Source organism: Acidisphaera sp. S103, from assembly GCF_009765975.1.
In the GTDB taxonomy this organism is placed as follows: Bacteria; Pseudomonadota; Alphaproteobacteria; order Acetobacterales; family Acetobacteraceae; genus Rhodopila.
In genome coordinates, this window is sequence record NZ_LMUJ01000024.1 from 187,763 (window position 1) to 199,188 (window position 11,426).

At 62.9% G+C, this 11,426-nt stretch carries 12 protein-coding genes; 10 read left to right on the plus strand and 2 right to left on the minus strand.

Annotation, left to right across the window (positions count from 1 at the left end; all coding sequences use genetic code 11):
- The first annotated feature begins 127 nt into the window (after positions 1-127).
- Positions 128-421, plus strand: coding sequence for a DUF6166 domain-containing protein (locus GSQ89_RS03090; protein ID WP_158921890.1), 294 nt, complete (start codon positions 128-130; stop codon positions 419-421).
- Between the two features lie 26 nt (positions 422-447).
- On the opposite strand, the gene GSQ89_RS03095 is transcribed toward GSQ89_RS03090, so the two are convergent.
- Positions 448-1,794: an MFS transporter gene (locus GSQ89_RS03095; RefSeq protein ID WP_158921892.1), complete on the minus strand. Its 1,347-nt coding sequence runs from the start codon at positions 1,792-1,794 to the stop codon at positions 448-450.
- 204 nt (positions 1,795-1,998) lie between these two features.
- Here GSQ89_RS03095 and GSQ89_RS03100 point away from each other — a divergent pair, with 204 nt between their 5' ends.
- Complete coding sequence (locus GSQ89_RS03100; RefSeq protein ID WP_158921894.1) at positions 1,999-3,165, plus strand: hypothetical protein; 1,167 nt, start codon at positions 1,999-2,001, stop codon at positions 3,163-3,165.
- A 41-nt stretch (positions 3,166-3,206) separates the two neighbouring features.
- On the opposite strand, the gene GSQ89_RS03105 is transcribed toward GSQ89_RS03100, so the two are convergent.
- The gene (locus GSQ89_RS03105; protein ID WP_158921896.1) at positions 3,207-5,540 is read right to left on the minus strand and encodes an Orn/Lys/Arg decarboxylase N-terminal domain-containing protein; all 2,334 of its coding nucleotides are present in this window, start codon (positions 5,538-5,540) and stop codon (positions 3,207-3,209) included.
- A 146-nt stretch (positions 5,541-5,686) separates the two neighbouring features.
- Between GSQ89_RS03105 and GSQ89_RS03110 the strand changes: the two genes are divergently transcribed.
- From GSQ89_RS03110 to GSQ89_RS39995, 8 genes are all read left to right on the plus strand, one after another.
- Entirely contained in the window at positions 5,687-6,433 is a 747-nt protein-coding gene (locus tag GSQ89_RS03110) for a fatty acid hydroxylase family protein (RefSeq protein WP_174254821.1), read from the plus strand.
- Between the two features lie 4 nt (positions 6,434-6,437).
- Positions 6,438-6,644: a hypothetical protein gene (locus GSQ89_RS03115; protein ID WP_158921900.1), complete on the plus strand. Its 207-nt coding sequence runs from the start codon at positions 6,438-6,440 to the stop codon at positions 6,642-6,644.
- A gap of 5 nt (positions 6,645-6,649) precedes the next feature.
- On the plus strand, positions 6,650-7,315 hold the full coding sequence (locus tag GSQ89_RS03120; RefSeq protein WP_158921902.1) for a GntR family transcriptional regulator: 666 nt from the start codon (positions 6,650-6,652) through the stop codon (positions 7,313-7,315).
- 79 nt (positions 7,316-7,394) lie between these two features.
- Positions 7,395-8,684: an MFS transporter gene (locus GSQ89_RS03125; protein WP_158921904.1), complete on the plus strand. Its 1,290-nt coding sequence runs from the start codon at positions 7,395-7,397 to the stop codon at positions 8,682-8,684.
- A 63-nt stretch (positions 8,685-8,747) separates the two neighbouring features.
- Positions 8,748-9,017, plus strand: coding sequence for a type II toxin-antitoxin system ParD family antitoxin (locus GSQ89_RS03130; RefSeq protein WP_158921906.1), 270 nt, complete (start codon positions 8,748-8,750; stop codon positions 9,015-9,017).
- Positions 9,014-9,316 (plus strand): type II toxin-antitoxin system RelE/ParE family toxin, encoded by a 303-nt coding sequence (locus GSQ89_RS03135; protein WP_158921908.1) that lies wholly within the window; start codon positions 9,014-9,016, stop codon positions 9,314-9,316. Before GSQ89_RS03130 ends, GSQ89_RS03135 begins: the two co-directional genes overlap by 4 nt.
- Before the next feature lie 8 nt (positions 9,317-9,324).
- Positions 9,325-10,527 (plus strand): MFS transporter, encoded by a 1,203-nt coding sequence (locus tag GSQ89_RS03140; protein WP_158921910.1) that lies wholly within the window; start codon positions 9,325-9,327, stop codon positions 10,525-10,527.
- A 344-nt stretch (positions 10,528-10,871) separates the two neighbouring features.
- Positions 10,872-11,165, plus strand: a complete 294-nt coding sequence (locus GSQ89_RS39995; RefSeq protein WP_216855987.1) for a GxxExxY protein — start codon at positions 10,872-10,874, stop codon at positions 11,163-11,165.
- The last annotated feature ends 261 nt before the right edge of the window (positions 11,166-11,426 follow it).

Here is an 11,426-nt window from a genome sequence, read left to right on the forward strand (position 1 = left end):
CGAGACTAGACGTATGTCAATTAGAGCAGCGTTGTTGAGGCTGCCGTTTGGGAGGCCGGGCCATGCCACCGGACGCAGCCGGTTCGCTGAACGCGCCGATCCAGGCGCCGTTGTTCGGAGACGCGGCATGAAGACGTATGAAGGTGAGCGGACGCTGCGCGGGATCAAGGTGACGGTGGATGGGGTGCCGCTGGCGCCTCGGGCGGACTTGCATTGCTTTAACAAGACAGGGTTCGAATGGACCTACGCCGGGCCGGGGCCACGACAATTGGCCCTGGCACTGCTGGCCGACCATTTGCGCGACGACGCGAGGGCGCTGGCATTGAGCGAGACCTTCATGCGCCATGTGGTGGCGTATTTGGATAACGCGTGGTGCCTGACGTCCGTGGATATCGATGAGGCGTTGATGGAGATGGGTTGAAGGAGCGACTCTCGCGGGATGATGGCTTACCGCCGGGCCGCCGCCTCTCGCCCTGGAATGTGTTCGAGCCTCCGGTCGTGGCCAAGGGCCAGGACGATCGATGCGGACATGATCGGGCCCAGTGCGAGGACCATCAGGGCGAAGGTGAAGCTGCCGCCGCTGGCGTCCTTGATCAGGCCGAAGATGTAGGGACCGAAGAAGCCGCCCAGGTTGCCCAGCGCGTTGATCAGGGCGATACCGCCTGCCGCCGCCGTGCCGGACAGCATGGCGGTGGGCAGGCTCCAGAACGTCGGGCCAGTGGAGGATTGGCCCATGGCGGCAATCACCAGCATCGTCATGGTCAGGATTGGATCGGTCATCAGCGCGGTTGCGATCAGGCCGGCCGCGCCGACCGAATAGGCGATGGCGACGTGCTTCGGGCGTTCGCCGGTGTGGTCGGAATGGCGGCCCCACAGGATCATCGCGGCGGCGGCGAAGACGTAGGGGATGGCGTTGATCACGCCGGTCATGCCGTAGCCCGCGGCGAGGCGGTGCACGATCTGCGGCTGGAACAGCACGATGCCGTAGCCGGAGAAAGTGCCGCCGAAATACACCAGGCTGAGCAGCAGCACGCGCTTGTTGGTCAGGGCCTGGGTCAGGCTGTAGTGCCGGATCGACTCGCGCTGGGATTGTTCGGTGTTCAGCCGTGTGGTCAGCCAGTTTCGTTGGTCGACGGTCAGCCAGTGGGCCTCGGACGGCCAGTCGGTCATGGTGAACCAGAACGCCACGCCGAGGATGACCGCGGGGATCGCCTCCAGGATGAACAGCCACTGCCAGCCGGCGAAACCGAACCGGCCGTCGAGGTCGAGCAGGACTCCGGAGACCAGCGAGCCCAGGATGTTGGACAGCGGGATTGCCGCCATGAACATGCCGACGATGCGGGACCGGTAGTAGGATGGGAACCACCAGGTCAGGTACAGGATGATGCCGGGGAAGAAGCCGGCCTCGGCCAGGCCCAGCAGGAAGCGGACCGAGTAGAACGATGTCGGGCCGGAAATGAAGGCGGTGCAGGCGGAGATGATGCCCCAGGTGACCAGGATGCGGGCGATCCAGCGGCGGGCGCCGACTTTGCTGAGCAGGATGTTGCTGGGGACCTCGAAGATGAAGTAGCCGAGGAAGAATATCCCGCCGCCGAAGCCGTAGACCGCCGAGGAGAAGCCCAGCGCCCTGTTCATGGTGAGAGAGGCGAAGCCTACGTTCACCCGGTCGAGGTAGGCGACGAAATAGCAGGCCATCAGCATCGGCAGCAGCCGGCGGGCGACGCGGCGGATGGTCTGGCGTTCGAGGTCGGTGACGTCCTGGGTCAAAGCGGGACCCGATGGCGTGTTCTCCATGGTCGCAATCCCCTGTTCCGGCCGGGAAGTGGGCTTCCCTGGCGATTGGATCTGAGCCTAGTGCGCTTTCAAGCTGACCGTAAACGGTCGGCGCGCTATTGCCATTGCAATTTGATATCGAATCTGACTAGATCGACGGGATTCAATTTTTCCCGACTGGCAGGATGCCGAGCCTGCCTCGGAGGTTGCGGAAAGGACCGTGTGATGCCGGATTGGTTCCGTGCTCAGCCGAAAACGATGCCGCCCCTGCCCCAACTGCCGGATCCAAAGGTGCCGGCCGGCGGAATGCCCGCGCTTCCCGCGACGCCTCCGCCCAAGCCGACGGGCTGGGCGAAAGCGGCCATGCCGACGCAACTGCCTGACAGCCAGCAGGGCATTTCGGCCGCCGTGGTGATGCAGCATTTTGCACGGGGCGAGATACGCTCTCTCAATACCGGTGCCGACGCGCTCTATGCGCGGCTTTTCGCTCGGCTGAAAGCACGCAATGAATTCCGCAAGTTCAAGGACAAGCAGATACGGGAAGTCATAAAGAACGTTACCTTTATGTTGCAGATGGCGGATCTCACGATCAATTTCAAGGCGCAATCGTACTTCACGGTGGAGAATACGTGGAAAACCTACGCCCAGATGTACGATCTGGCTCTGCGCGACGTTACGCAGGCAGACGGCACCACGAAACGTGAGATGCGACTGGCCGACGGCGCCATGAATCCGGCGCTGGCGCGCGATGCCGCGGATACGCGGGTGACATTCGGGAGCAATATCAACAATCCAGGGATGCAGGGTGTTTCCCGGTTCATGCAGACAGGTGGCCTGACCGCGGTCGGTACCAATGCGTCCGGGCAAACCGAATACGCAGCCAACAATGCGCATTTCAATCCCAAGGCACGACAGCAATTCGCTGCGTTAAACTATGGGCGCCGTCCGCATGGGGGTATTCAGGGGTACGGAGGAAGTCATTTTGTCCTGCGCGACTCGCTCAAGGACAACGCGATCTACTATGTCGGCGACACATTCACGGTGGCGGATGCGAATTCGCGAGTAACCTACGGCACGCTGTTCGCCGTTGCAGTCTATGCATCGGACGCTCTCTTGGACGATATTCTCAATTCGTGTTACCGGCAGATGACCTTGTGCGATGTCGACTTTACCGATCTTCTGATCGAAGGCCACATCTTCGAACAGGTCGCGTTCGCCAAGGATATCAAAGAGATGCGGATATCGGAGAAAGATATTATCGGGACCACAGGGAACCTGCTCCTGGCTGGCAGCATAGACCTTGCGGGCCTCACCGCACTGAGGAAAACCATCAAGGACAACGCCCGTAAATTTGCCTCACGCAACGGAATCAAACTGGTGTGGATGGACTAGGCGCGTATCGCGCCTCATAGAAGCGCGATACGATCTGACTGCTATCGGGTCACATATGTGAATATCCGTATCGATCCGTCCGGCTGCTTCTCGCGGTAGACGCCTTGGATTTCGCTTTCGAAGCCGGGGAAAAGGTTGCTGCCGCGTTCGAACACTTTCAGGTAGTCGATCATCGGCTGGGCGCGTTCGTCGAGGCGCTCGCCGGGGACGATGGTGGCGATGCCGGGGGGATAGACCACCCACAGTGTCGTCGCGATGCGGCCGGAGATTTCGTCGATCGGCAAATAATCGACATCGTTCTTCACCAGGCGGCGCACCGCTTCCTGCGGACGCATGGCCAGGGTGGGGAAATGCCGCGAGCGGAACTGGAGGCGCTGCAGGGTGCTGGTATTCTGGTCGCGGTAGAATGCGTGCATCTGGCGGCACAGGTCGCGCAGGCGCATGCCGCCATAGCGGTCCGCGCGTTTGCGGACGAATTCGGGAATGACTTCCTCCAACGGCACGTTGTCGTCGTGCAGGCGTTTGAAGAAGACCAGGGCGCTGAGCAGTGTGCCGGCTTTGCTGGATTCTACGCCGGGCGTCAGCAGGAACAGGATGCTGTTGAGGTCGTTCTTTTCGGCGACGATCCGGTTTTCCCGCAGATACTGCGCCAGCACCGGGGCCGGCACGCCGTATTCGGTGTAGGTCCCGGTTTGCCGGTCGAAGCCTGGAGTCAGAAGGGTCAGTTTGTTGGGATCGGTCATCGCGTAGCCGGGGGCGATGTGGCGGTAGCCGTGCCAGGCGGCGCCGGGCGTCAGTTCCCAGTAGGTTGGGTCGGACGCCAGGTCGTCGGTCGGCAGGTTCTCCCACTTCGTTGTCGTCCCGTTGTATTCGACCGTATCGGGGACGAACGGATCGAAGAACCATGCCCGCTCCGGATCGGTTTCCTTTTCGGCGAATTCGTGGGCGATGGCTCGGAGTTTCTTGCGGAGTTCGATGCCCAGGCGGATCGTGTCGTCCCACAGGACCTCGCCCTGGCGGCCTTTCATCATCTGGGCGCCGACGTCGAGCGAGGCGAACAGCGGATAGAACGGCGAGGTGGAGGCGTGCATCATGAACATCTCATTGAAGCGGCGATGTTCGACGCGGCGGCGCTGGCCGGCGATGTGCGAGTCCTTGATATGGATCTGGCTGGCCTGACTGAGGCTGGCCAGTTGCTTGTGGCTGGACTGGGTGGCGATGATGCCGGGGTGGCCGGCGCCCAGCCCGTCCAATCCCATGGCGAAACGGCCGCGATAGATCGGGTGGAACTTCATGAAGCCGGCCCATGCTTCGTCGAACAGGATATAGTCGCATAGCGGACCGAGTTTCTCGATGATGGTCTGGGCGCTGTAGATGGTGCCGTCGTAGCTGCATTGTTCGATGACGGCGGCGCGGAATGGGCGTTCACGCCGCCATGCGTCGGGGTCGGTGATCAGCGGATGGGTGCGGATCTGCTCGCGGATTTTTTCTTCGTCGAGCGCTTCGTAGTCGATCGGGCCGATCAGACCGTGCGCGTTACGGTCGGTTTCCAGGAAGACCGGGATGCCGCCGCCGAGGTACAGGGCGCCGTGATGGGCCGCTTTGTGGTTGTTGCGGTCGAAAAGAACCAGGTCGTCGTCGGCGATCAGCGATTGCAGCACGACCTTGTTGGACGACGATGTACCGTTCAGCACGAAATAGGTCCGTTCGGCGCCGAAGATCTTTGCGGCCTCTTCCTGGGCGGCAAGCGCGGGGCCTTCGTGGGTCAGCAGGTCGCCCAGGTCCAGCACCGAGTTGTCGAGGTCGTCTCGAAACACGGCTTCGCCGAGGTGCTGGAAGAAGATGCGGCCGATCGGGCTGCGGGCGTAGAACACGCCGCCGTTGTGGCCGGGGCAGGTCCAGAGCTGGTTACCTTCCTCGGCGTAGTCCACCAGGGCGCCGAAGAACGGGGTCTTCAGGGTCTCGGCGTATTGGCGCAGGCGGCTGATCAGGTTCTTGGCGATGAAATCGGGGGTTTCCTCGGCCAGGAAGACGTAGCCGTCAGCTTCGCGGAGGACGTCGACGGGGATGTCCTCCAAGCGGTGGTGGCGGACCAGGATGATGATCGGCATGTCCAGGCCGCGCTTGCGGATTAGCGTGACGAGGCCGGCCATCTTGCCCTGCGGGCCGCGCTTGCCCCAGTCCAGCAGGACGCAGCCGACGGCGGCGTCGGTCTGGATCACCAGTTCGGCGTCATCGACGTTGCGGGCTTTCATCACGGCATAGCCGTCGCGCTCGATTTCCTCGGAGATCGCCTGCAGCCGCTGGCCTTCCAGGTCGGCGGGGTCGAAGGCGGGGGCGCAGATCAGGAATTTGAAATGGCGCGAGTATTCCACGTTGAGGTCTCCGGTGCGGGCGGTCGGCGGCACATAGCATCGGCGGTGGCGGATGGCTTCGGGGTGGCGTGTGAAGGTCCTGTGACGCCGGGGGTGGCTTGAAACATACGACTGATATGTTAGTTTCTGGTCAAAGGAGACGCGCCATGATGTCAGCCCGCCAGGAAGCCTTTCGCGCCGCATATCGTGCCCAGATCGCGCCGGCCTATCATGGGTTGGTGCATGTTGCGCTGATCTACCTGATCGGTGGGGCCACGCTCTGGTATGCCGCGCAGCACATCCATGCGGCCACGTTGGGGGAAATCGCCATCATCCCTGTCGTGGTGATCCTGGCCAATATCTTCGAGTGGTTCCTGCATGCCCAGGTGATGCACCGCCCGCGTCCGGGGCTGATGGGCATCTACAATCGCCATACGCTGGCGCATCATCAGTTCTTCACGCAGGACGCGCCTTTTCACGATACGGTGCGGGACTATCGGATCGTGTTCTTTCCGCCCTATGCGCTGATTGCCTTCCTGGTGATGGCCTCGGTGGGCGGGTTGGTGTTGGCTGCGGTCTGGTCGGCCAATGCCGGTTGGTTCACGGTCTGCACGGCGGCGGGCATGTATATGAACTATGAGTTCTTCCACTGGTGCTGCCATGTCCACGACGACCGGATCGTGCGGCATCTGCCGTTCGTCAACACGATCAGGCGGCATCACATCGCCCACCACAACACGGCGATCATGATGAATCACAACATGAACCTGACCTATCCGTTCGCCGACTGGCTGTTCGGCACCAGCGACCTGAACCGGAGGCTGCTGGGTCATCTGTTCAATGGTTACGATACTCGTTTCATCCGGGACGACTTGCCGAAGGTGCGCCGGCCGGCTGCGATGGCGGGGGAATAGAGGCGTGGCCATTACCATTCGGGGCGCTGAACCGCGTAAGCGCAATATTGCGTCGCTGGTTGGCGGCATCGTCATCGCGGTGGGCTGCTTCGTGTTGTGGGTGCTGGTCGCCAGTAAGTTGACTCGGTTTCCGCCCAGCTTGCCGGTGATCGTGTCCGGACTGGTCGTGGCACTGGCGGTCGGGTTCTGGATCCGGCTGGCCGATTTGTAGACGACATGGACAGCCTGTCGAACGACGATTTCCCGCACAGTGACACGCTGACCGACAAAGCCTATCGGGCGCTCGAGGAAGAGATCGTTACGCTGCGTATTCCGCCTGGGACCGTCGTGTCGGAGGCGATCCTGAGCCGTCGCCTGGGGGTTGGGCGGACCCCTGTGCGGGAGGCGCTGCAACGGCTGGCGCGGGAATGGCTGGTCGTGATCATGCCGCGGCGGGGCATCGTGGTGTCCGACATTGATCCGGTGCGGCAATTGCGGCTGCTGGAGGCTCGGCGGGAGATCGAGCGGCTTTTGGCGCGGTCGGCGGCCAGGCGGGCCTCGGCCGTGCAGCGGGTTCAGTTCCGGGAGATCGCGTCGGGAATGGATCAGGCCGCCGTGCTGAACGACGATATCGCGTTCATGCGGCTGGATCGGGCGTTCAATCTGCTGGTGCTGGATGCGTCGGGTAATGAGTTTGCGGCCTCGGCGATGAGCCAGATGAACGGGCTGTCTCGGCGCTTCTGGTATGTGCATTACAAGCAGGCGGCCGACTTGCCGTTGTCCGCCCGGCTGCATGCGACGATCGCTCGGGCCATTGCGGATGGCGAGCCGGAGGCCGCGGCGTGCGGGTCCGATGCGCTGGTGGATTATATCCAGGCGTTCGCTCGGGCCACCATCGGCTGATCGCGATTCGACTCGGGGAGATGGTCTGCTACGGTGGGCTGTTGGCCAATCAGAAGCCATGACAGGGGAAGCCGAGACGATGACGCGACGCCGCTACTGGGTGTATTTTCTGCTCTTTGTGTTCAATGTGATCTGCTATCTGGACCGCATCAACATGTCGGTCGCGGGCCGTTCGATCGCTCAGGATTTCGGTTTGTCACCGGTCCAACTTGGTTACCTTTTCTCATCGTTTCTCTGGGCCTATGTCGTGATGATGCTGCCCAGCGGGCGGCTGGTGGACGGGCTGGGGGCGCATCGGCTGGCGGCGATCGGGGCCGCGTTCTGGTCCGTGGCGCAGATGCTGACCGGCGCCACGACCGGCTTCGTCACCATGATCATCGCTCGGCTTGGTTTAGGGGCCGGCGAGGCGCCGACATTCCCGGTCAGCTACCGCGCCGTTCGGGATTGGGCGCCTTACACCGAACGCGGGCTGGCGGTCGGGCTGATCCAGGCGGGCACGCTGTTCGGGCCGGCGCTGAGCGCGCCTGTGGTGGCGTGGCTGATCGCCGAGACGTCGTGGCGCTGGTCATTCCTGATCACCGGCGCGGTTGGGTTGCTTTGGGTGGCGGTGTGGATCGCGCTGGTTTCCACGCCGGAGAAGACACGCTGGATCCCGGAGCCGGAGCGGCGGCGCATCCTGGCGGAGCGGCATGAGGGCGAGCCGGCTCGGTCGGGCGGTGGCGTCGGTTATCGGGGTCTGTTGCGGTCGCCATCGATGTGGGGGTTGGCGATCTCCCAGGGTTGTGCGGTGTATTCGGTCTATTTGTATCTGAGCTGGCTGCCGAACTATCTGCAGACCGTGCGTGGGCTGTCGATCGTGAACTCCGGGTTGTTCACCTCAGTGCCGTTCCTTGTGGGCGGGGTGGTGATCATCGTGACGAACTGGATCAGCGATCGGATCCTGACCCCGCAGACCATGCGCAATGGGGCTCGGCGCAACGTGGTGGTGGTGTGCCTGCTGCTGTGTTCGGCCGGTCTGGCGATTCCGTTCGTGGATTCGCTGACGGTGGTGGTGATCCTGACGATCTTCCCGATCAGCTTCGGCGGGACAGCCACGGCGACCAACGCGGCGCTGACCAACGATCTATTGCGGTCTCAGGGGGATAGCGGACGGGCGTTTGCGTTCATGGTGCTGGGCGGGAATGTGTTCGGGCTGCTGGCGCCGATCGTTACGGGTTACATCGTGCAGGCGACGGGCAGTTTTTCCTCGGCGTTCGTGCTGGCGGGGGCGTTGTCGCTGATCGGCGCGGTGGTGTCGTTCGCGCTGACCCGGTACACGCTGGGGGAGGAGACGCCGCTGGCGGTGGGGTTTGCTCGGGGGGCGGGTTAGAGTGTCGACCCACCGTCGGTAGGAAATGTTGCTACCGTCCATTCCCCATGGCATCATACGGGCATGGCCAATGTGGAAAAACTCAGTGTTGCCTTGACTCCCGACATGGCGGCCGAGGTGCGAGCCGCCGTTGAAGGCGGCGACTACGGTAGCGTCAGTGAAGTGGTGCGCGATGCCCTGCGTGATTGGCGTTTGCGCCGCAAGATCGAGGCCTTGGAGACCGAGGAACTGCGCCGCCTGGTGCGAGAGGGTATCGACAGTGGGCCGAGCCTGGAGGCTGACGCTGTGTTTGCCCGACTGCGCGCCCGGTTTGGCCGGCCGCCGGCCGCGTGACAGCGCCGCGCCGGCTGCTTCTCTCGCCACGCGCGGCGATCGATCTGGAGGAGATCGCCGAGTACATTGCACGCGACAACCCGGTCCGGGCTGCTAGTTTTATTGCCGAGCTGGAAGCGACGTGCCGGGCGATTGGTGAGACGCCGGGGCTGTATCCGGCTCGCACCGATCTTGGACCTGGGTTGCGCATGGCGGTGCACGGCCGGTATCTCGTGCTGTATCGCGATCTGCCGGACGAGAACGCCGTGCGCATCGAGCGCTTGGTGCACAGTTCCCGCAATCTGCCGAGGCTGGTCTAACCGCCGTCATGTCTACGTCTCTGATCCGTCACCAGCCGTTCCTGCAGTATCTCCTGGGACGGGGTTTTGCCGAATTTTCGTATCAGATCGCGACCGTGGCGGTGGGGTGGCAGGTTTATGCTCTGACCGGGAGTGCGTTCGATCTGGGCATGGTGGGGTTGGCGCAGTTCGTCCCCACGGTGCTGCTGACGTTCGTCGCCGGACATGTCGCGGATCGGTATGACCGCAGGCGCATCGTGATGGTCTGTCAGATCGTGGACGGTTCGATCGCGGCGTTTCTGGCGTGGGGCAGTTTTGCCGGATGGCTGCAGGTGCATGAGATTTTTGCCGCTGTCGTGATATTCGGCACCACGATCGCGTTTGAGGGGCCGGCGGCGGGGGCTCTGCTGCCTGGGGTTTCGCCGGACGGGATGCTGCAGAAAGCCACCGCGCTGTCGACAGGTGTGATGCAAGCGGCAACGATCAGTGGTCCGGCGCTCGGCGGGGTGGCCTATGCGGTGTCACCCGGCGTGCCCTACGCGGTGATGGCGGTCTTCTCTGTGCTGGCGGGGATGCTGAGCGGGACTATCAAAATCGATCGGCGGATCACGGCGAGTGAGCGGCCGACACTCGGCGCGTTATTCGCCGGCGTGGCGTTCGTGCGGCGTAATCCGGCGATATTGGGGACCATCTCGCTCGATCTGTTCGCCGTGCTGCTGGGTGGGGCGACGGCGCTGATGCCGATCTATGCCAGTGACATCCTGCATACCGGGCCGTGGGGGCTGGGCGTGCTGCGCGGCGCGCCGGCGGTGGGTGCGCTGGTGATGACAGGCGTGCTGGCCCGCTATGCGATCAACCGCCGAGCGGGGATGCGGATGTTCCAGGCGGTGATCGTTTTCGGCGTGGCGACGATCGTGTTCGCGTTGTCGCATTCGTTGTGGCTGTCGATCGGCGCGCTGGCCGTCATGGGGGCGGCCGATACGATCAGTATGGTGATCCGTATTTCCCTGGTTCAGTCGGCTACGCCGGACGAGATGCGCGGGCGGGTCGGCGCGGTGAATTACCTGTTTGTCAACACGTCTTACCAGCTTGGCGAATTCGAGAGTGGTATGACCGCCGCGTTGTTCGGTGCGATGCCGGCGGCAGTGCTGGGTGGCGTGGGGACCATCGCCGTGGCGTTGTTGTGGATGAAACTGTTTCCGACACTGCGGCGGGTGGAGCGGGTGGAGTAGGTGTGGGATGGGCAGACACCTGCTTCGGGCGTCCTGGCCATCCGCGCACCAGCCGATGAAGCGCGGATGGCCGGGACACGCACAGCGCGCGCCCGGCCATGACGGCACCTAAATAGAAACGCTCCATGGGTTGTCCACGCCCGGAGGGGTTCATGGTGCGTTAATACAAGCGGCGTACGACCTTCGCGCGCCCTTCAGGCGTCAGCACGGACGCCAAGGCAGGTTTCTTAAGGCGGATTAGCGGGATGAAGATGGATGAAAGGGATGCGCGACTGTGGGAGCCGGTCACCGAACGGATCATTGGGTGAGCTTTTCGGGTTGCTAATGCGTTCGGTCACGGATTCATTGAAAAGGTCTACGAGAAAACCCTTGCGCATGAGATGCGAAAGTCCGGACTCGGCGTTTTGCAGCAGCGGGGAATCGTAGTCTTTTACGACGACGTGCTTGTCGGCGAATATACCGCCAACCTCGTAGTCGAGGATCAGCTCATCATCGAACTCAAGTTCGTCGGCGCGCTGAGCGACGCGCATGTCCCGCAACGCCGAAACCATCCATGGGCGCCCGGCAAGCTGTTTCGCCTCCCGATCAACTTTGGCCGACCCAAATTCGAAATCCGCCGCATCACCGCCCAAGCCTGATCGCGAGCGCCATCCCCTTCATCCCCTCCTTATCCCGCGTCATCCGCCTTAAAAAGGGAAAAGCCATGGCCATGACTCCCGCGGGCTGGGTTTCATTCATGGCGGGTCGGACTGCCGGTGGAAACTAATACCAGCAGCCGTTGACGTCGACTCTTTGGCAACGGTCGCCCGATAGGGGTCGGGAAGTTTCCTCCCCGCCCTCCGAACCGTGCGTGCGGTTTTCCCGCACACGGCTCTCCAGTCGCTGGTTTCCTCATCGGG

Excerpts from the sequence above, each read along its gene's own strand:
- GSQ89_RS03090 (WP_158921890.1), top strand. The coding sequence starts at position 128 with ATGAAGACGTATGAAGGTGAGCGGACGCTGCGCGGGATCAAGGTGACG.
- GSQ89_RS03095 (WP_158921892.1), bottom strand. The coding sequence starts at position 1,794 with ATGGAGAACACGCCATCGGGTCCCGCTTTGACCCAGGACGTCACCGAC.
- GSQ89_RS03100 (WP_158921894.1), top strand. The coding sequence starts at position 1,999 with ATGCCGGATTGGTTCCGTGCTCAGCCGAAAACGATGCCGCCCCTGCCC.
- GSQ89_RS03110 (WP_174254821.1), top strand. The coding sequence starts at position 5,687 with ATGATGTCAGCCCGCCAGGAAGCCTTTCGCGCCGCATATCGTGCCCAG.
- GSQ89_RS03120 (WP_158921902.1), top strand. The coding sequence starts at position 6,650 with ATGGACAGCCTGTCGAACGACGATTTCCCGCACAGTGACACGCTGACC.
- GSQ89_RS03125 (WP_158921904.1), top strand. The coding sequence starts at position 7,395 with ATGACGCGACGCCGCTACTGGGTGTATTTTCTGCTCTTTGTGTTCAAT.
- GSQ89_RS03130 (WP_158921906.1), top strand. The coding sequence starts at position 8,748 with ATGGCCAATGTGGAAAAACTCAGTGTTGCCTTGACTCCCGACATGGCG.
- GSQ89_RS03140 (WP_158921910.1), top strand. The coding sequence starts at position 9,325 with ATGTCTACGTCTCTGATCCGTCACCAGCCGTTCCTGCAGTATCTCCTG.